The 21,115-nt window shown below is 33.2% G+C and carries 21 protein-coding genes; 15 read left to right on the plus strand and 6 right to left on the minus strand.

From position 1 onward, the window contains the following. Position 1 precedes the first annotated feature (1 nt). From ACFX4R_RS23715 to ACFX4R_RS23750, 8 genes are all read left to right on the plus strand, one after another. Positions 2–1,171 (plus strand): cysteine desulfurase family protein, encoded by a 1,170-nt coding sequence (locus ACFX4R_RS23715; RefSeq protein ID WP_322552702.1) that lies wholly within the window; start codon positions 2–4, stop codon positions 1,169–1,171. A 44-nt stretch (positions 1,172–1,215) separates the two neighbouring features. After that, positions 1,216–1,686 carry a DinB family protein gene (locus ACFX4R_RS23720; protein WP_377570521.1) on the plus strand — a complete coding sequence of 157 codons (471 nt, stop codon included), beginning with the start codon at positions 1,216–1,218 and terminating at the stop codon, positions 1,684–1,686. A gap of 154 nt (positions 1,687–1,840) precedes the next feature. After that, the gene (locus ACFX4R_RS23725; protein WP_144633050.1) at positions 1,841–2,170 is read left to right on the plus strand and encodes a nucleoside triphosphate pyrophosphohydrolase; all 330 of its coding nucleotides are present in this window, start codon (positions 1,841–1,843) and stop codon (positions 2,168–2,170) included. A 467-nt stretch (positions 2,171–2,637) separates the two neighbouring features. Next, positions 2,638–3,471, plus strand: a complete 834-nt coding sequence (locus ACFX4R_RS23730; RefSeq protein WP_144633052.1) for a hypothetical protein — start codon at positions 2,638–2,640, stop codon at positions 3,469–3,471. Between the two features lie 261 nt (positions 3,472–3,732). Further along, positions 3,733–4,152: a hypothetical protein gene (locus tag ACFX4R_RS23735; protein WP_043977896.1), complete on the plus strand. Its 420-nt coding sequence runs from the start codon at positions 3,733–3,735 to the stop codon at positions 4,150–4,152. 974 nt (positions 4,153–5,126) lie between these two features. Continuing rightward, on the plus strand, positions 5,127–5,681 hold the full coding sequence (locus ACFX4R_RS23740) for a DUF3231 family protein (protein WP_237075583.1): 555 nt from the start codon (positions 5,127–5,129) through the stop codon (positions 5,679–5,681). A gap of 10 nt (positions 5,682–5,691) precedes the next feature. Further along, positions 5,692–6,240 (plus strand): DUF3231 family protein, encoded by a 549-nt coding sequence (locus ACFX4R_RS23745; protein WP_272911293.1) that lies wholly within the window; start codon positions 5,692–5,694, stop codon positions 6,238–6,240. A 417-nt stretch (positions 6,241–6,657) separates the two neighbouring features. Next, positions 6,658–7,287 carry a vanadium-dependent haloperoxidase gene (locus tag ACFX4R_RS23750; protein WP_237075581.1) on the plus strand — a complete coding sequence of 210 codons (630 nt, stop codon included), beginning with the start codon at positions 6,658–6,660 and terminating at the stop codon, positions 7,285–7,287. Positions 7,288–7,898: 611 nt separating this feature from the next. Here ACFX4R_RS23750 and ACFX4R_RS23755 read toward each other — a convergent pair. The 3 genes from ACFX4R_RS23755 to ACFX4R_RS23765 all read right to left on the minus strand — a co-directional run bounded on the left by ACFX4R_RS23755 (position 7,899) and on the right by ACFX4R_RS23765 (position 11,390). After that, positions 7,899–8,237: an antibiotic biosynthesis monooxygenase family protein gene (locus ACFX4R_RS23755; RefSeq protein ID WP_237075580.1), complete on the minus strand. Its 339-nt coding sequence runs from the start codon at positions 8,235–8,237 to the stop codon at positions 7,899–7,901. A gap of 1,193 nt (positions 8,238–9,430) precedes the next feature. Beyond that, positions 9,431–10,393, minus strand: coding sequence for a TIGR03943 family putative permease subunit (locus tag ACFX4R_RS23760; protein WP_322552737.1), 963 nt, complete (start codon positions 10,391–10,393; stop codon positions 9,431–9,433). Between the two features lie 10 nt (positions 10,394–10,403). Then, positions 10,404–11,390, minus strand: a complete 987-nt coding sequence (locus ACFX4R_RS23765) for a permease (RefSeq protein WP_322552738.1) — start codon at positions 11,388–11,390, stop codon at positions 10,404–10,406. 398 nt (positions 11,391–11,788) lie between these two features. On the opposite strand from ACFX4R_RS23765, the gene ACFX4R_RS23770 reads away from it, so the two are divergent. The 6 genes from ACFX4R_RS23770 (at position 11,789) to ACFX4R_RS23795 (ending at position 16,688) form a co-directional block, all read left to right on the plus strand. After that, entirely contained in the window at positions 11,789–12,073 is a 285-nt protein-coding gene (locus ACFX4R_RS23770) for an HMA2 domain-containing protein (protein ID WP_322552739.1), read from the plus strand. A gap of 18 nt (positions 12,074–12,091) precedes the next feature. Then, the gene (locus ACFX4R_RS23775; RefSeq protein ID WP_340448734.1) at positions 12,092–12,625 is read left to right on the plus strand and encodes an HMA2 domain-containing protein; all 534 of its coding nucleotides are present in this window, start codon (positions 12,092–12,094) and stop codon (positions 12,623–12,625) included. Continuing rightward, entirely contained in the window at positions 12,625–14,739 is a 2,115-nt protein-coding gene (locus ACFX4R_RS23780) for a heavy metal translocating P-type ATPase (RefSeq protein ID WP_377570569.1), read from the plus strand. The genes ACFX4R_RS23775 and ACFX4R_RS23780 overlap by 1 nt, the downstream gene beginning before the upstream one ends. Continuing rightward, complete coding sequence (locus ACFX4R_RS23785) at positions 14,711–15,301, plus strand: HMA2 domain-containing protein (protein WP_029714746.1); 591 nt, start codon at positions 14,711–14,713, stop codon at positions 15,299–15,301. Before ACFX4R_RS23780 ends, ACFX4R_RS23785 begins: the two co-directional genes overlap by 29 nt. A gap of 65 nt (positions 15,302–15,366) precedes the next feature. Beyond that, positions 15,367–15,591 carry a hypothetical protein gene (locus ACFX4R_RS23790; protein WP_322552741.1) on the plus strand — a complete coding sequence of 75 codons (225 nt, stop codon included), beginning with the start codon at positions 15,367–15,369 and terminating at the stop codon, positions 15,589–15,591. 908 nt (positions 15,592–16,499) lie between these two features. Then, complete coding sequence (locus tag ACFX4R_RS23795) at positions 16,500–16,688, plus strand: IDEAL domain-containing protein (protein WP_043981755.1); 189 nt, start codon at positions 16,500–16,502, stop codon at positions 16,686–16,688. A 166-nt stretch (positions 16,689–16,854) separates the two neighbouring features. On the opposite strand, the gene ACFX4R_RS23800 is transcribed toward ACFX4R_RS23795, so the two are convergent. Continuing rightward, positions 16,855–17,154, minus strand: coding sequence for a DUF2653 family protein (locus ACFX4R_RS23800; RefSeq protein ID WP_043981756.1), 300 nt, complete (start codon positions 17,152–17,154; stop codon positions 16,855–16,857). A gap of 13 nt (positions 17,155–17,167) precedes the next feature. Next, positions 17,168–17,620, minus strand: coding sequence for a hypothetical protein (locus ACFX4R_RS23805; protein ID WP_377570526.1), 453 nt, complete (start codon positions 17,618–17,620; stop codon positions 17,168–17,170). Between the two features lie 332 nt (positions 17,621–17,952). Here ACFX4R_RS23805 and ACFX4R_RS23810 point away from each other — a divergent pair, with 332 nt between their 5' ends. After that, a complete protein-coding gene (locus ACFX4R_RS23810; protein ID WP_340448733.1) occupies positions 17,953–18,639 on the plus strand; it encodes an MBL fold metallo-hydrolase in 687 nt (228 codons plus the stop codon). 410 nt (positions 18,640–19,049) lie between these two features. On the opposite strand, the gene ACFX4R_RS23815 is transcribed toward ACFX4R_RS23810, so the two are convergent. Beyond that, positions 19,050–20,483, minus strand: coding sequence for an amino acid permease (locus tag ACFX4R_RS23815; RefSeq protein ID WP_043981759.1), 1,434 nt, complete (start codon positions 20,481–20,483; stop codon positions 19,050–19,052). Between the last annotated feature and the right edge of the window lie 632 nt (positions 20,484–21,115).

Below are 21,115 nucleotides of genomic sequence, written 5' to 3' on the forward strand. Positions count from 1 at the left end.
AATGCATACACCTATTTATTTTGACTATAATGCCACTACTCCTATTGATCCAAGAGTACTAGAAGGTATGTTACCGTATCTTCAAAATCATTTTGGAAATCCGTCGAGTACTTATTCTATAGGGTATCGCGCTAAAGAGGCCATTGAAATAGCACGTAAAGATATAGCTAATCTTATTGGTGTTGAGGATAGTAATATATTTTTTACAAGTGGTGGATCTGAGGCAAATTCCACTATATTAAAGGGCATAGCAGCTGAAAATTCAAAGAGGAAGCATATTATTACAAGTGCAATTGAACATCCAGCTATCTTAAAAACTTGTGATTACTTAAGAAAGCATCATGGATTTCAAATTACCACAATACCTGTCAATTCGGCTGGTATTGTGAATCTTAATGATATCGAAAGAGCTATAACTAGCCAAACAGTTCTTGTTACAGTCATGATGGTAAATAATGAAATTGGATCTATACAGCCTATAAAAGAAATAGGTAATCTGTGTAAAAAGCACAATATTCATTTCCATTGCGACGCAGTACAGGCAGTTGGGAGAATACCTGTTAATTTAAAGGAACTTCCAATTGATAGTTTATCCATGTCAGCACATAAAATTTATGGGCCTAAGGGAGTAGGGTGTTTATATTTACGTGAAGATGTGAATATTCCTCCTCTTATCCTTGGAGGATCTCAAGAATTTGGTATGCGTTCTGGAACAGAAAATGTAGCAGGTATTGTCGGTTTTGGGATTGCTGCAAAAATAGTTCAAGAAGATCTATACTTAAATTTTACAAAGATAGAGTACCTACGTGACTTATTCTTAACTAATCTCCAAGCAGAAATTGAGGATTGTTTAATAAACGGAGACATACATGCTAATGTTCCCTCCACGATAAACATTCAATTTTCTGGGATTAGAGGGGAATCCTTAGCCAGTATGTTAAATGAATTAGGAATTTGTGTATCTATTGCTTCCGCATGTAGCTCTACTTCATCAAAACTTTCACATGTATTAAAAGCAATTGGAAAGACAGATGACGAGATTAGAAGCTCAATTCGTATAAGTATAGGAGCACTAACCACTGAAGATGAAATAAATCAGCTAGTTAGATATTTAAAGCATTCTGTTGTGAGATTACGTTCTTTCTCACCTAAATATCAAATACCTGTATAGGAATATTAAAGTGAAAAATAATGATTATAAGGTAGTGAGACTATATGAATGAATTAGTATTTAAGCAGTTTAAAGTGGCAAAGGATTACTTTATAAGAAATGTAGAATCTATTTCTAAAGAAGTAGCAAGTGTTCAGCCAGATGGTTTTAACAATACAATTCATTGGCATGTTGGTCATGTATTAACATTCACTGAGCAATTAATGTTTGGCTTTCCAAAAAAAACGACTTACCTTCCAGCAAACTATATCGAATTGTTTGGTAATGGTACAAAACCAGCTGATTGGAAGGATGAGGTGCCTAGCTTAGACGAATTGATTATTCAGCTCAAGGATCAGGCCATTCGTCTTCAGCAAATTCCAAATGAACAATTAAAGGAAACACTTCAAAAACCATTTATGGGATTTGAAACTTTTGAAGAATTAGCAGGTTTGGCCGTATTACATGAATCCAATCATTTAGGACACATTCAAGCAATGAAACGTGTTGTTGAATATGAAAATGTAAAAAACTAATCAATGTAGATACAAATAAAAATACCTTCTAACAGTTTATATTAACAAGTTCTAAACAAAAACAAGCATTTGTTTTCAAAGGCTTGTTTTTTTGTTTAGATAGTTCTGCTACGTCTGTATAGTAAACACTCTAATTATAAAGGAGATAAGATATATGACCATTTATAATAAACTAATTAGAGACCGCATACCCGAAATTATTCAAGAATTCGAAGGCGAGTGTGTGGTTGAAGTTTTAACAGAACAGGATTATTTAATAGAACTTCAAAGGAAAAGTCAGGAAGAATTAAATGAGTATTTAGCAGCTTCTAACTCAAATGAGGCTATAGAAGAACTTGCAGATTTATTAGAAGTAATCTATGGATTAACAAAGTGTCATGGATTTTCCATCGAAGATTTGGAGAGAGTTAGACGACATAAAGCTGATAAAAGAGGAGTCTTTGATAAAAAATTATTTCTAGTGGAAGTTCGCAAGAAGGAGTAAATTTAATCTCATTAACGTTGTGAAACAATATCAAATATACCGTCGGTAGAAGTATAGTTTATAATCATTTTACATACCTTTCTAGTTATGTAATTGTATCTAATTCACTAATATTATCCAAAAAACCTATTTAATTGATTATATTTCCATATTTAACAGTCGACATTTATTGGATAAAATAATTTTTGACAAACCCTATAAGCATTATCTGGTATTTATATTTTGGGATTTTTTATGAAAGGTCACTTAAAAGGCATGCGTATTAATACGCATGCCTTTTAAGATTTCTTATTTTTATTAAACACAATTTATTATAAGTAAGTTTACGTAATTACTTATCGATTTTTACTTAATTCTGTGTTTGGGTATAGAGGCTATCCTTGTATAGATAGGTCTGCACAGTTTCTCCACATCTATTTGATATAAATGGTGGGCAGCAGTACTTATTACAATGAAAGGGTGTATATATGAAAAAGTTACTATTTGTCGCGGTATCTCTCTTAACTATGATTTCTTTGGTAGCATGTAATAAGGATTCTGAATATAAGCAGATGAAACACGACATGGCAAACATGGACCATAACGATTCTTCAAAAGAAAAACAACAAGTTGCCGTACAAACCGATTGGAAGTTTGAACATTATCCTCAGGCTAATACAACCAATCAGTTAACAATCACAATCAAAGATAATAAAGGGAAGCCTATTTCCGAATTTGAGGTAAATCACGAAAAGAAAATGCATCTGATTGTTGCAACCAAAGACTTGTCAAAATATCAACACATCCATCCTACTTATAAGGGAAAAGGTGTGTTTACAGTACCTGTTACGTTTACTCAGGGAGGATCATTTAAATTAATTGCTGACTTTGTACCGAAAGGACAATCGGATACAGTTCAAATGCATACGGTTTCTGTTAAGGGAAATACATCAGCCCCTGTTAGCCTTATACCTGATAAGAAATTATTAAAAACTGTTAATGGAAATCAAGTGTCTCTTAAAATAGATAGCCAGCTAAAAGCGAATCAGGAAACTATGCTAAATTTTCATTTTGAAGACGCTAAAACCAAACAGCCTATTCAGGATTTACAACCATACCTTGGAGCTGTAGGACACGTTGTCATTCTAAATCAAGACGCAACAAAATATCTGCACGTACACCCAATGGATGAAAGGATAAAAGGATCTAAAGCTATGTTCCATACCACATTTCCTTCACCTGGCATCTATAAAATTTGGGGAGAGTTTCAGCGTAGTAACAAAGTCTTTATAGTTCCATTCGTAGTGGAAGTTAGTAAATAACTAAAAAAGAATCTGTCTCTGTGAGTCATTCGTCAATCATTCTTTCTGTATAAACTACTTCAGGTAAATTAGATCATCCAAAATGCACTTATATTACAATAAGGAACTACTGTTGGGGGACAGTAGTTCCTTCTGTTTTTAGACTGTATAACCTATACTTGTTCAGTTCACATAATGTAGTTTATCGGTACATACAAAACTTATTTAGATATGTTATGGTGAAATAGAAAGATTCATTCTTTAATTGAAAGGAGCTAGAATATGGATACTTCTACAACTAAATGGATTCCTGTTCCTTATTTTCAAATCAATCAAGAGGGTGCAATTCTAAATTCTTCAAACATAACTCATTCATATTTTCCTCCTATATCTAATATATGGACGATCATTCATAAAGAAGACCGGAATAAAGCTATAGTAATGCTATCACAAAGTACTAATTCTCATTCTGTAACAAAACATCTAATTTTACAGATAAAGAACGGGTTCTTTGGAAATTTTAAATGTACGATCCAATGGAAAGATGAGATAGGTCATCTAGTATGTACGGAAGTAAAGAGTAGTAAAGTTCTTACACCGTTATCTGTTGAACGCTCTTTACTAAATACCCAAAAACGGTTAAAGGAATCAGAAAAAACTATAAACAAAGTTGGTAAAATACTAAGAATGAGAAAACACTAATTCTTTGTTTTTCCTTACATGAATTCTTTATATCTTGAGCAAACTACTCAAGAAGCCGCGAGGCATCAGCTTAACATCTATATTTTACAACTAGAAAAACTACCTTATGTTGCCACAAAGGTAGTTTTTTCTGTTCTTAGTCTGTGTATGGTATACAAATCCAGTTAATATAATTTTTATTTTCTTGAACGTACTCACCCTTATGAATACTTTTCTTTTATTCGAACATTTTATTACTGAAGAAACCCTAGAATGTTTACTCTAAAATATAAAGGGGGATCCAATATAAATGAATAATAAGGTTTATATGGTCTTTCGTGAAATTTTCATTGTTTGCATTGTTCCCTTTATTATTATCTTTCTTACCGATTTTTTGGTGCAAATAACCAATAAAAGAAATTGATTTAAATTCTTCCCCACTATAAACGGATAATAAATAGCAACTTGGGCAAACTACTCAAGATGTCTCCGAGCATCGACTCATACAACTAAATTCTGTAGCAGAAAAAACCTACCTCTTTTGACTGGGAAGAGATAGGTTTTTCTGTTTTTTAAGATGACTACGATATACGCCCTTAGTTACCATAATCACAAATATAGGCACCAATAAGGTCATGAATCTTATAGATTCATGACCTTTCTTTTTACTGTCTACTATAAGGGGAGAATATCAAAAATAACCCTCTTTAAATCTGCCTATTACATTAAAGATCTCGTTAATGGATAACTATAATTTTGGAAATTCTAACTGTCTTTCGACAAGTGATTAGTTCCTTTTAAAGGGTTTTCCTCATTTTGTCCAATAGGAAAGTATAACTCTCCTATCAGGTATAAGTACAAATAAGCTTTTGTTTTTTCATCCTAAGAGGCTCACTAATCAGCCCGTTTTCTAATAAGTGTTGCACCAAAAAGTCTTCTGTGTATTAGAAATTCTCGTTAGGGGAAAGTAAAAAAAAGAAAGGAAGGTGAAATATGTGCCTGATCTTTTGCAAGCCTTGAAAAATGTAGTTCAGTCTTTTATTAAAGATGAGAATAAAACGCCTCTTCACATTGGTGAGGCAATGGGGTGCTGGATATTTTTAGCGTTAGCCGGTGAGACACAAGTACAGACTGAAGCAGGAATTAACAGTACAACGGACCCTGAATTGAGAAAAGCGCTTCAAGAAGCCGTCAATATGTTCAAGTCAGAAAAAGAACGGATTGTAGCATTTATGCGGTCAGAAGGAATTCCGTCACCACCTCTTAGTGAATCTAAACCAATCTCCGATCCCAATAGTGTTCCCTTAGGGGTTAAGCTGACGGATAATGAACTTGCAAACAGCCTTAAGAAAAAGATATCGATGGCAATTACAAACTGTTCGGAGGCGGCGTCGCAATCCCTTCGCAGCGATGTTAGTCTGATGTGGGCCGAATTCTTGCAAGAACACATAACCTTTTTAATAACATTTAAATCATTGATGCGAAAACGGGGATGGCTCAAGGTTCCACCACCGTATCATCCTACAGGTCTACCCCAAATAGAAAAGTGAGGTAAGGAAGATGCCAGATGTCGGAAAAGCTCTTAAAAATATTATTCAATCATTTGTTGACGAGGAACCCAAATCACCCTTACATGTGGGGGAGGTCATGTCCTGCTGGTCCTATCTTTCTGAATTAGCTGACGAACAAGTTCATTCCGAAGCAGGGATTAACAGTACAACGGATCTCGAATTAAGAAAAGCTTTCCATGAAGCAGTTAAGATGTTCAAATCACAGAAAGAACGAATTATTGCCTTTATGTTATCAGAGGGAGTTCCTATTCCACCATTAAGTGAATCCAAGCCGCAGTCTAACCCAAGCGATGTTCCATTGGGGGTCAAGTTAACGGATGATGAACTTGCAAACAGCCTTAATATTAAAATGGTTATTTTAATTACCTATTGTGCAAATGCCATCATTCAATCTACACGCAATGATGTTACTTTGATATGGATTGAATACCTGCAGGAATATATGACATTTGGAGCAACCCTAAAAGAACTTGTGAAAAGACGAGGGTGGCTTAAAGTCCCTCCATACTATTATGCTCCGGGAGCGCCGATAAAATGAGGCATCAACAGAAATTCTTAAGAAAGGGGACCTTAAGGTCTCCCTAGGTCTAGGAGGTCTTTCTTTGTTAGGGATAAGTTATTGATAACTTGAGCAAACTACCCAAGACACTATAAGGTGTCAAATATATCTATTTAGAGCATTCACCAGAAGAACTATCTTACTCGTATAAGGTAGTTTTTTCTGTTTTTAAGCTACATATGATTTACATTCTTTCCTCTATAAATTGAGTAAGTAATATCGGGGGTTTATTTCTAAAAAAAGATATTGACATATTTTATTATTCTTAATCATAAAGAACAAGAAGAATAAATTCTGTAAGGGGTTGAGACTGATGCGAGCAAGTTATAGAAAATGGAAAGAACATCCTTATGACGGAGAGAATACCCCTCCTAAAGGCTCTTCAGAAGCAGGATATTGGCCAATGTTTTTTTTTCAAAAGGCAGAGATAATAATTTCTTAGATCCCTTTCATCAACCTATCAATTGGAGAATTAAAAATCCTGATGATATTAATTGGCAAACAGAACTTTTTCTAGTAGATCAAACATTAAAGTCGCTAACTCCTCAACAAAGACAAATTGCGCAATATTGGGGTACAGGTGAACTAAGTGCAAAAATTACTGCTACGATTTTTGATTTAGGTGAAAAATATCGGCTAGGATCACCTCATATTGCTAGAGCTCTAGGGTATTCCAATGCTGCTATAAACGATACATTCGTAATCACATGGTTTTTAAAATATCTATGGGATGTAGCACGACCAAATCAATATGGGAGAAATTTATCTACTGTGTTGATTACTCCTAGTTTTCCATCTTATCCTTCTGCCCATGCTACTATTGCAGGATGTTCAGAAATATTATTAAGTTATTTCTTCCCCTCAGAGTCAGCAAGAATAAAAAATTTGATGAAAGAAAGTGCTCAATCTCGTTTGTACGCTGGGGTACATTTTAAAGTAGACAATGATGAAGGTTTAAGATTGGGAAGGCAAATTGGTGAAACAGTCGTAAAACTAATGAGTTCACAAAACTTAAACACCATTTAATAAAAAGCAAGATTATTATAATTGTTTCTCTTAGAAATCATAAAAGAATAATTATATGTAACTTAACACTTAACCACTATGAATATTTTTTTATAACTGAAGTAAACTGCTTATGAACTTAAAAGACATTAGAGTATGTATAGCATACTGGTAACCAGAAAAATCACTGACGGAAGCAGTAATTTTTCGCTTTTTTTAGACTGTATACTCCATTTAAAGCTATATTAACTATATAACTCATTATGATTTCATCATATTTTCACTTTCCTTTTTTATAATGTACTTTGTAAAAAGAAAACTAATCTGTTCATCTAATATAAATCTTAAAAATCGTACGATTAGTTAAGCTCACTTTGCTAATCGTACGATTTTTGATTATCTGAACCATGAGAAATAGAAAAATACCCACTCAAAGCAGTACATACTTAACTTTTCTCAAACAAAAACTACTTTTTGTGAATGCATAAATTTATTTACTAAGAGCAAACTACTCAGGATGTCCCAAACATCGACTCATACAACTAAATTCTGCAATAAAAAAACCTACCTCTTTTGACTGGAAAGAGATAGGCTTTTTGTTTTTAAGCTCTAACAGATAATCAATTATTAATTTATATATTTTCTATTACTCTAGCAACATGATAACTGTTAAGCTTTAGTGTTGTAACCTCACAATTTTTAATTATTTCATCATTAGTAGTTTGGACCTCATTACGACCTGAGGCTTGAAACGAGTTAGACCAAGCTTCTCTCGATACCCACTGAGCATAGTTAATGACTCGTTTACCGTCTTCACTAGCATGGAAACTTGTTGAAATAAAGCCATCATAATCCTTAAAGTATGTGTCGATTTGATTTGAAAGACCATTAATTAATTCTTGTTGATATTTCGGATTAACTTCCCATTCAATAATCACCGTAAACAACTGATTTTCTTCAATTTTTGGCATGTGACCTCTCCTTTATTAATCCTGCTACCTATAGTTTATTACAATAAAGTTGTTCTAACATACAGCAATAGTATGAATCCTCCTATAACTTTAGCATGGTTGAAAATGTATAGATTTTTATATCTTGAGCAAACTACTCAAGAAAAAACGGGACATCAGCTTACAAAACCCAATTACTCAACAGCGAAAAAACTACCTTACCCCCATTGAGGTAGTTTTTTCTGTTCTTTTGATGTATATGAGATACACCTTTACTTTAAAGTGTTAAATTGATAGTCTTTTAGGTGATATTTTATCTTTCATCAGTATTGACTAAATAAAAAAGATCAACCTATGTATGAGGTTTAGCTTTTTAAGTTTATATATTTTATTACCTATAAATTAATTAGGAGATGACATTAGGCTAATGTTAAAAAATAAAGAGGAAAAGTTGAAAAAATTCGAGGTGGAATACTCTATACAAAAGAATAATAGTATCGTTAATAGATCCATAATTATAGAATCTATTAACGATCCAAATAAAATTATAAGATTAGCCAAATTAAATATATCTACAATGGAAAGAATCTTCATTCAAGATGTGAAAATTTTGGGATTCAAGACTGTATAATAAGCTTCTTTCTATAATGAATAAATTTTGATACCTTGAGCAAACTACTCACGATAGATAGATCATCAAAAATAATGGTGCAAGACAGAAAAACTCCCTACGGAAATAGGGAGTTTTTTTGCTTTTTAAGCTGTATACTCTATACAAAGTTAGTTAACATAATGTCTCTTTCCTGAAGACACCACCAAAAAGAACCCTTCTGGGAGTAAGGGTTTAAAAGAGATTGCTCATATGAATTATGCAGCTTTTTATACATCCTTGACGCGTAAGGGTTTCATACTAGGGCATAACCCAAACGAATGTATAAAAAGTGCACCCTTTATACATATGCTTGTACGGTAAAATATACTCTATATGGAAATAATGTATTATTATATTTTTGCACATGCATTTTAATAGTGAAAAGCCACCTATCCTGCAAATACTGGGTGGCTTTTTATTTTGCAAATATTAATTTCTTTCAATGTAGGTGGTCTAAAAAGGTATATTTTTTTAAGCAGCATTGTACTTGCCAAGTATCTAACGTAACCAATAAATTACATGTAGCTGGATCTTGGTAGCATACATATATCTTATAGTCTTTTTATTCTTCAGGGCCTATCAGTTGTTCACCTTGATAAAGTTCATATACGTACGGGTTATCAGGCTGGTCAATGGACTCAATCTGTTGAACCTGAATATAGGGGACATTTTCTCCGTTATACGTAGTTTTTTGTATAATTCCTTTTATATGAACCCAAGTATCTTTTTTTAATGTTAAGGCATTTTCTAGTGTAGATAATAAGCCGTATACAGATGCATCTGCTGCACAACAAGATATTCCAAAACGAGCAACAACAAATTGATTATTTTTAAATCCTTTTTCGTGATATACAAAGCCACTGACTTCGATTTTTTTTCCAACAAACTGATCTGTATTGTCTTCAATAGTATTTATGACTGAAATATAATCCGTGTCATTTATAGAAATTTTCGTTTTTTCGCGTAGTTTCTTTTCAAGTAATTCATAAAAACCTTTAGGTGCTACTTTAGCAGCAATACTATTTTTGTGTCTTGTTGGAACATTCTTTAGAGTTTCTTCTGAATTTCCAGACAATAAATCATTTGTATCCTTTTCCAATTTTGAATTAGTGGTGTCAATTTCTTCATCATTTCCGGCTTGTTGTAAAGTATCAGGCGTATTAACTGAAAAGCTTAACCCTCTTCTTACTGCAATCGAACTATCAAGCGTGTGATTAGAAAATAAAAATCCCGTCATAATAGGTAATAGAAATAAAGAGTAAATAAAAGTTGTTCGTATTTTTCCTTTTTCCGTATGATTATGACCGCATTCACAAGATAAATCCTGATTTATACTACTTCGCCAAATTTGTATAATTCCTAACAAAAAAAAAGTACCAGAAGAAAATAATATAAAAGGCATCATTTTAGGAGCAATAAATTGAATGATTTTACCTGTTAATATGAGTTTAAACATAAGGAGGGAAAAACCAATTAGTAATATCCCCCTTATATAGATGACAAATTGCTGGTCAATTTTTTTCATACCAATTCTCCTATCTACTAACTATTCCATAGGTCATGACAATAACGTATACAACCACCGTAATGATAAGAATCAGACTAAATGCAAAGCGTTTTTTAAAAAAAGACAATAGCATAATGGTGTTTTTAAAATCTATCATAGGTCCATATAGTAGAAAGGCAAGAAGAGCTGTAGGTGAAAATGTATGAGAAAAAGATGAAGCAACAAAAGCATCTGCTTCTGAACAAAGTGACAGCACATAAGCAAATCCCATCATAACGGCAGAAGCCATATAGTCATTGCTGGCAAGGTTCGTTAATAGTTGTCTATCTAAAAAGGTTTGAAACAGGCTTGCTACAAGTGCACCAAATAATAAGTATTTGCCCATGTCGAAAAATTCATCACTGGCATGATACAACGTTTGTTTTAACTTATTTCCTACTTTTTCTTCCTCATGTTCGTGAACGTATACATCTCGTAATTGATTGGAGTTCTTAAAGAAGAAATAAACAGATAGACCAATTAATAGGCAAGTAACAACAGCTAGTGCCATACGACTGTAAACGATGGACATATTTGATTGGAATGCATAAAAAGTAGCAGCAAATACAACGGGATTTAAAATGGGCGCCCCGACTAGAATAACAATTCCAATATGAAGAGGCATTCCCTTTTTTAATAACCTTCTTACAACGGGAATAATGGCACATTCACAAACCGGTAAAAGAGTACTGACTAGAACAGCTGGTAAAAGAGCTATATATGGGTTTTTGGGAATCAGACGTTGAATAAGTTCTTCTGAGACAAATACTTGAATAAGAGCAGATGCAAAAACTCCGAGCAAGATAAAAGGGATAGCTTCAAGTACAATACTTAAAAAGATTGAGTTTACATTCAATAGAGATGCTGGAATGGCTAAATCTTTCGTATTTATATCAACAAAGAAAAAACAGTAACCAAAAAGCACTAGTAACAGCACACCTATTAGGTCTTTACTTAACTGTGATAGAGTTGTCATAATCTATCATTTCACCTCCAATTACTAGAACTATATGATAAAGTTTAAACACATTATGCAGCTAATAAGAAAGAGTTAATATAAAAAATATTTAAAAGATAAAAACCTTAAAAATAATAATTATCCCTTCAACAAAACGTAATGTTTACGATTTGATATATGTTATGTAAAAAGCATAAGGTATAGAACTGAGAAATATAGATAAGTTTAGTTTTACAATTTCTTATCTTATTATTGAAAATCAGTACTAAAATACTGTAAATTTTAGTACTGATTTGTACGTAATAAAATTTACAATATTTTAATACTTATATTGTTATAAAATATATAAGTTGGTAAAATAAAGAAAAATGATTGGTGGTATCTAAATATTGATGAGCATTAAAGAGAAGATACTGATGAAGCATGTAGAAAGAAAACTACATAAGTTACAAATTGATCTTGTGCATTTTATTCCAGGAAGAATTAGACTTCGTTCAACTGTTTGGAAAGAGAATGAAAAACTAGTTAAATTAATTATTTTAAATTTGAAGTCTCAAACCCTTGTCTATGACGCAATATTTACATCAGATACCGGGAGTTTACTTATTACATATAACGCTTCTTATATGACAAATAACAAAGAACTTGAAGAATGGTTTCGACTTATTGAACAACTATATCAAGAAGAATATAGAGCTTAAGGAAAGGGAGGGATGAGCATGCTTCCTACTGTAATTGGTTTAGGTGCCTCTTTTATTGCTCCAAAAATTATGTCTCAATTCCGTGATCAAAAAATAAAAGTATTGCATGCGATGCCGGGGCGACTGCGTATACAATGTGACAGTTGGAAGCACCGTATCATTGCACATGCTCTAACGGAAGAAGTAAAAAAACATCCTCTTATTTTAACATCGGAAGCTTCAGAACTAACCGGAAGTTTGCTGCTTCAATTTGTTGTACCTCATATTAACCAGGAAGAGCTAGATGAACTGATGAGTTATATCGTACAAATAGCAGCTAACGCCATTTTAAACAAAGATGCTACATTGATGAATGGCATGACTAACACACTTGGATTTATAGATAAAGGGATTAAAAAGCAAACCAATGGCTTTGCTGACTTTGATAGTTTATTTGTTCTCTTCTTATTAGGAAAGGGAATTCAGACGTTTGGAAGTGCGCCTGCTTTCTCTGCAAGCTTACTTTATTGGTCATACAACATCATTAAGGATAAGGGGGGAAAGAATAGGTGATGATGTTCGGGGTAAAGGTAGCTCATTCTCTCCCTGGAAGAACCCGATTTTATATACCTAAACTGTTAGAAACAGGCCATATTGAAACTTGGTTACGCTCGTTTCCAGGGGTATATTCTGCAAATTATAATCAAGTAACCGGAAGTCTACTCATTTATCATCATATTACTCTCTCTTTATACAGTCTAAAATCATTCATCCATAAATATAAACACACACTAAAGCAAGTAGCATGTTCATGGAAAAAGGCTATACCTATCATAGCTTGTGGAACTATTTTTTTAGTTAACTGGTATCTCCAACGTTCTTCGTATCCTATTATAGTAAAGACAGTATTTTATTGGATTAGCACCATTACTGCTATTGGTACTTCCTATGAGGTAATTAAAGATGGTGTTGTTCATGTCCTAAAAGAACGAAAAGGTAATGCTAATACATTAACAGCTGCTTCCATATTCGCTTCTTTGTATATGAAGAATCCAGGATCGGCTTTAATTATCACTTTGATGTCTACTATTAGTGAGCTGCTAACAGACTATACGTCTGAACAAACCAAGCATTATATTCACTCCGTCCTAAAATTAGATGTCTCATATGCTTGGAGAGTAAAGGAAAAGGGCATTGAAGAAAAGGTTTTAGTTGAGGATATTGAAGTTGGTGATAAGGTTGTAGTTTTCACTGGAGAAAAAATTCCCGTGGATGGAATCATAATAGAGGGGAATGGTACAGTAGATGAGGCCTCAATTACTGGGGAGTATATGCCGCGAGAGGTAAGTGGTGGGGATAATGTGTACGCTGGAAGTGTCTTGCAGAGTGGACATGTTACCGTAACAGTTGAAAAAGTAGGAGAAGATACATCTCTCTCTAAAATTGTGAAATTGTTGGAGGAAGCACAAGATAAACGCGCTCCTATTCAAAATATAGCCGATACAGTAGCTGAAAAAATGGTTCCTGTTTCTTTTGGTTTGGCACTGCTTGCATTTTTCTTCACTCGAAATCTTAACAGGGCAATGAGTATGTTAGTTATTGATTTTATTTGCGGAATTAAATTATCAACGGCAACAGCTTTATACGCATCCATCGGACGTGCTGCAAAAGAAGGCGCTATTGTTAAAGGCAGTGATCATATTGAAAAGATGTCTAAACTAAATACAGTTATTCTTGATAAGACCGGAACTATAACAGAAGGAACGCCTGTGGTTCAGCAAGTAATTGCTGCTGAAGGCTTTAATCAAGAAGATGTTATTCGTTTAGCTGCAGCAGCTGAGAAAAATTCCACCCATCCTATTGCTGATGCAATTATGAAGCAAGCGAAAGAGTGGAACATTTTAATTCCTCTTAGAGACAACAATGCTCAGGTAGAAACAACGGTAGGAAAAGGAATTTCCACTTGGCTAAATGGTAAAAGAGTTGTTGTTGGAAGTTTACGCTTTATGAATGAATTAAAAGTTAAAACAACCAACTTACTTCAACAAATGCAAAACGACGAAAATGTGATTTATGTAGCTTATGATCAAACACTTGTAGGAGTAGTTAGCATTTTTGATAAAATACGTTCTGGTATGCACCGCGCAGTGAACAATCTTCGACATCAAGGTATTAACGACATCATTATGCTTACTGGAGATAAGAGAACGGTTGCAAGAGAGATGGCGCGTCGCTTAAAACTGAACTGGTATCATGCAGAGGCTTTGCCAGATGATAAAGCCTTTTATGTGAAGAAGTATGGGAGAACAGGAGCTGTCATGATGGTAGGTGACGGCATTAACGATGCACCAGCTTTAGCTCATGCCGATGTAGGTGTAACGATGGGTGCTAAACGAACAGACATTGCTTCGGAAGCCAGTGATGTTATTATCACGTCTGATAGCCCAGAAATGCTTTCTGAGTTAGTTGGACTATCTAAAAAGACTATGAACATTATTAAACAAAACTTTATTGCCACGTTTGCTATTAATGGTATGGCAATTTTATTCGGTGCTTTAGGTATCTTCTCTCCAATCGTGGGAGCAGCTATTCATAATGCGGCCACTATTGGTGTAGTAATGAATAGTGCAAGAATTTTATGGTTAGGGAGGGAAAACCATGAATCCCAAATTCTACGTTCTGCATGATATACCAGGTCGTATTCGATTTCATATTCCCGCGTTGAGAGATAAGAAAAATCATGTGGAAATAGAGCATATGTTTTCTGCTTTAAAAGGTATAACGAGTGTGAGAATAGAACCCACCATTCAAACCATGCTTATTTACTATGATGTTTCACAACTTTCTCGGAATACCATTTTTCGTTATGTATCTATCTTTTTTCAGCAAACGCGTTTAGATCCATTAGATGATATTATGATTCAAATGGATCCTGCCACACGAAATGATTGGCTACGTACATTGTTTTCTGGGGGATTACTTCTACTGGCAGGTATTCGAAAATCATCTTTTTATAAACCAGATGCACTCGTATATGGAGCAGTAGTTGCAACAGGCTATACGGTCTTATCACATGGTACGAGTAATAAAATGAGGCACCCAGATATTTTAACTGGAATTGTTACGATGTTATCTCTAGGGCCATCAAATATGCTATATGTAGCCATGATTACATGGATTGTGAATGTGTTGGAATTGTTACATGAAAAGCAGAAAGTGCAATCACAAAAGTTATCTACAATTACGTAAGATATTCATTCATACCTTTTGTATGAATTGATATAAAAAACTTAAGATTATGGGGGAGTTTTATAATGATTAATCGCGATTTTCTAATGGGATTTGTATCAGGAACAGTGGTAGGCGCAGTAGGCTACCGTTTATATGAACAAAACGGTGTGCAATTACAACGTTTGGTTCAACCTAAACAGGCATATGGTGGACAACAAACTATTTCATCTTATCAACCTTCTATGGAAGAGCTTCAAGCACAGAAAGAGCGTCTAGAAGATATGATTGCTGAATTACAAGTAAAATAATGATAAAAAGAGTGAGGGATAGTTCCAGGCTACCTCTCACTCTTTTTATTCATAATGAGGGAATCATTTTTAAATGATGAAACGCTTATTTACCGTACGCTAAAAAGTTTCCTGTGGTAAACTCTTATTATTATTATATTCTGCAATTTGAAAATTATCAATAATTATATAGGAGAATGATCTAATTTTATAAATGCGCAGAATGAGGTATAGTTGTATAAATTTGGAGTTGTTTTTTTGGCACAATTATATTTAATCATTCTAATGTCCGGTAACAATGAGAGTGAATTTTGGTAAATATAAATGATTAACACACCTAGTGAAATTAATAGCCATACATGCAGATTTCTAAAGTGAGTGATAGTTTTACCTATGATTTCATGAAAGATAACAAAGGAAAGTGTGCCGATTTAGGTGAAGTTGAAAAAATCCCAACAATTCAAAGAAAATCCTTGGCTTTATTTCTCTAACGTTTGGAACACAATTAAATTTGCCGTCCGTAAAAGTATACGTTTACGAACTTTTCTCTTATATAGAAAACCTGTCATTTTCATCGTTCGATTAAGTTTGAAAATAAATTACGAACGTCTTCTGAAAACTTTACATCTTTACGAACTTTTCTGATAGGAAAATAGATTAAGTTAGTGGTTTGCCGTCGTTAAACATGACTGTCAGAACCTATATTCTTAAAAGTTAGTTTGTAGATCTCCTTCAACAAATAAATAAAACAGTTTTTGTGCTCGCTTTAGGGTTTATAAGTATGAAATAACAATCAGAATAACAAGAGGGTTATCAATACGTGGGGTAAATATATTCATTATTTCTCTTTATCTATCAATCTCGTATAAACAACGTCAAAAAGGAGCATACTGTTTAAAAAGGAGCAAAGATAAAGGGGTTGATTTTTAATGGAAAATAATGTACTTAACGAAGTTGATCCAAGTTTACGTGATGAAATGTTGGCTGAATTGTTTTTGGATCAGATGATGAACGACTTCAAAAGAAGTAAGATCCTTAAAGCAATAGACCAGTCTTTAAAGAATAAAGATAAACAAGCTTTTTTACGTTTAACAGAGGAACTTAAATCCGTGTCATAATAAAACCGACGTAATATAGAAGAAATTCATTAAAAAGAAGCCTTCTTTTTTAAAGACTGAGGCTTCTTTTTATTTCACATATATATTTTTTTTATAATAAATTAAACTTATAATGAGATAACTTATTGCTTCCAGTACGAAAATGCTGGGAAGTCTCATGTCAAAACTAATTACTTAATACTTGAATAGATGCAGTAAATCCATTCTTTTCTGAAAAAGATAAATTAACTTGTAGATGATTCGCGACGAACTGGTGATAGTCCTGTAAATATACTGCAACAGCATCAATGATGTCTTGTTCATGCAATCGCGCTGTACGTCCTAATGCTAAGGTGGAAGCAGTAATCCCAAGGGAAGGATGAAGCTCCAAATCTACTTCTACCTGTTCAGGTTCAATTCTTTCTTTTAGAGCAATATAAATACAAACGCTATCCACAATATCTTGTTCGTTAAATAGTACTTCCATTCTAAATTTCTCCTTAATATCTTCTTCTTGTAAAGATGTTTTTAACTACCCAAATGATGACTAAAATCACAAGTATATCTACAAGAATTCCTAAAAAAGAAAATCCATGTGAAGGATTATTTCCATATGCACCGTTATAATTCCCACCAAATGGATGAAGCATATGCCCTAAAAACGCACCTGTTCCAAAAGCTGCAGCATGAGTCAGTATACTTTTTGCTCGTGAAGGATGGGTCTGGTTATATGTCGTGTGAGACCTAGTATATGATGGTGTTCTTGTAACGTTGCTTGACGGAGACTTATATCCAGAATGATAAGTGCCACTTGAATATGTGTCCCTACCTGAATGAGAACTGAACGAAGAATTGTGACTGAAAGAACTATGACCACTAAATCCTTTTGCCTGAGCAACATTTGGTAAAGCTATTGCAAATATTAATACAAATATTAAGGTCAATTTTTTCATTACAATTACTCCTGTCTTTATTAATATAATATAGCTAATTTATAATAAAGTTTCTTTCTTAGAGAGCTTATGTAGCTGTTACTATATCACTAAATTTATAAATTTCTACTATTTTCATCTATTTTTAATGTGATTTTAAGATGAATTTTAGAGTGACTATCATGATTAGAAAAAGTATAAGGGGTTTCAATATCTAATTGATATGTGAAATTAACATAAAAAACGGTGATATAATTTATAAGAATTAGAAAAGAAAGAAAGAGACGAAAAATAAATGTAGAGTATATTCGATTACCCAATGATTCACAAATGAGTAGTATGGAGGGAGAAAAGTGAAAATAGTAGAACTACCAATTGAATTTGAATTTAATGGACAAAAAAATCTCATTTATCCTAGCCTAATTATATTGAATAATGAACTAACCTTAGTCGATACAGGGTATACGGGTTTTTTAAATTTAATTAGTAAAGAAATCTCAAAAAAAGGATATGAAATAAAGGAGTTAAAGAATATAATTATTACTCATTATGATGATGACCATATAGGTTCCTTATATGACTTCAAAGAAAAGTATCCTTGGGTCAATATTATTGCCAGTGAAACCGAATCAAAATATATAAGTGGGGCAATGAAGTCAGAGAGGTTGATTCAAGCCGAGAAAATGCTCAAAACTATGTCAAATGAAAAAATTGAATTTGGTAAATGGTTTATACAGCAATTAAAGACTTTAAATCATGTTTCTATTGATGAAAAGGTACTTGATGGCGATATGATTTTAGATAACAAATGTAGAGTAGTAGCAACACCAGGGCATACTTCCGGACATATTTCATTATATTTTCCAAGTTTAAAGAGTGTAATTACGGGTGATGCAGCTGTTAATGAGAATCATGCATTGGCTATCGCTAATCCATACTTTTGTTTAAATATTAAGGAAGCAGAACAGTCTTTAAGAAAGATTAAAAATCTTAAAGCAGAAACTTATTATTGTTATCACGGTGGAAAATTAACTTTATAGGTGGAGACTAAAAGAAAATAGGCCTAATTATCAGGATCTATTCTATCTTTTTGATTTGTATTAAATTATTAACGAGGTTTACATAAGCCTTAATCGATACCCATAATATCTCGTTCCGAAGCACATGGTAAATATCATAAGAAATCTCAGAGGCACTTTTTATTTTAGAATACACGAATAAAGGTCTTTTGAAAAATATAGAGGTAACCCATATTCAGATGGCAAAGTTTAATCACATGTTTTATAAAAAGGGTTGATGGATTAATTTGTGTATAATGTTTATTAGTGTAATTAAAAAGCAGATCTTATCCAAGGATAAAATCTGCTAAAAAATCAAAAAGAGATAATGAAAACATCTTGATTTACTCAATGATTCATTAATTAAAGGAAGAATATAATTCCCACTAGGTCTATTCCCCAGAACTTCTCTTTAATATTATTGTATCTTTTTCCTTATCTATTTTCTTATGAATACGTAAGTAATAGTAGGCATAGCACCCAATTGCAAATGGGAGACCGCAATATAAAGCAGCCCTGAGAGAATCAACAAAAGCCATACTAACAATGACTACTAAACAGAGTACAAAGCAGGTAATTGGAACAATAGGATACAGAGGTGTACGGAAGTTTAATTGATTAATATCATTTCCTTCCGCAATATAAGCTTTACGGAAATTTAATTGAGATAAGGCAGTTAACATCCAAACAGTGATGCCAGCTAGGCCAGCAATCGATACTAAAATTAGAAAAACAGTATTAGCAGCAATGAAGCTTGTTAAGAGGGATAGACATGCTACTAAAAAAGTTACACTTAATGCGCGTAATGGTACCCCTTTTTGGCTTAATTTCGAAAAAGATTTCCCAGCAAATCCTTCGCGGCTCATAGCCCATAACATTCGTGTGGATGCATATAATCCTGAATTTGCAACCGATAAAACCGCAGTGAGAATAACAAAATTCATCACATCTGCTGCATACGGTATCCCAACATTGTCGAAAACATAGACAAATGGGCTATCTACTGATCCTGCTTTTTTCCAGGAGACTAAACTAACGAGGATAAGCATGGAAATTACATAAAAAAATACTGTTCGCCAAACCGTATTTTTAATAGCTCTAGGGATTTCTCTATGTGGATTTTCAGATTCTCCAGCTGCAATACCAATCAATTCGGTTCCCTGAAAAGAAAAAACAACTCCAATCATGGCAAAGAAAACACTACTAAATCCATTTGGAAAAAGTCCTCCATTATTCATTATGGTAGAAACACTTTGAACTGGGTTTTTTGCCCCATGAGTATCAAGAAATCCAAAAATTATACCTGCCCCAATTATAATAAATAATAAAATGGTTACGATTTTAATACTTGAAAACCAAAATTCTGTTTCTGCAAAACTGCGAGTAGACAGAGAGTTAATGATAAACAAAGAAGTTCCAAAAATAGCACACCAAACCCAAACAGGAATATCAGGAAACCAGCGCTGCATTAATAATCCAGATGCTGTGAATTCAACACTTACTGTAACTGCCCAATTCAACCAGTACATCCACCCCACAGTAAAACCTGTTCCAGGTCCTATATATTTTGTTGCGTAGGCTTGAAATGATCCTGTCACCGGCATAGATACGGTCAATTCACCAAGACAAAGCATAACTAAGTACATTAAGAAACCCACAACAAGGTAAGCTAATATAGCCCCACCAGGACCTGCTTCATTGATAATATGACCCGAATTTAGAAAAAGGCCTGTTCCAATTACTCCACCGATTGAAATCATAAATAAATGTCTGCTTTTCATATTTCTTTGAAGCTCATTGGATACTTCTATTTTTTTACTATGCATGTATAACCCTCTTCCTAATAGTATGATTTAATTATTTTTATGTTATAAGCAGGGTTCTCCTTTAAACTAAAAATTTAAATGAGCAGATTGGTTGGACATAATTTTAAATATGTTTTGAATGAATATAGTTTCTTTATGATTTTTAAAATATCTATTAAAACCTCAAAAAATATAATCCAACTTTCCTTTCCAAGTTACTATAAGTCTTTCCAACACAAAAAAACTTCGCAAAAATACTAATTTCCTTTTTGCCAAGTTCCATTCTATAAACTAATAACTAAATTGGAGTCTTGTCTTATTTGCTTAACTACGCCTAAATAAACTTATATAAGTAATATTTTTAAGTTTGATAGGTATCTGATCTACTCTCTTGGAGAAAACCCTATTCTAAAAAATAACATCATACCTGATTTTTATATTTCCATCTTTTTATTAAGATCCTCCGTTAACTAAAATTTAATTCATCCACTAAAGGCTATATTATCTAGAATTTTCAGAATTATTTTTAGTATATCTACCGAATAAATAGTTGTCAATGCAGAAATGTATACGCTACCAAAGGCTGGGTTGACACCTAATATACTCTTCAGTATATACTAATCTAGTAGTAAGGGAAGCACAAAGGGGGAAGA

The organism is Priestia sp. YIM B13490, from assembly GCF_042787735.1.
Lineage (GTDB): Bacteria > Bacillota > Bacilli > Bacillales > Bacillaceae_H > Priestia > Priestia megaterium.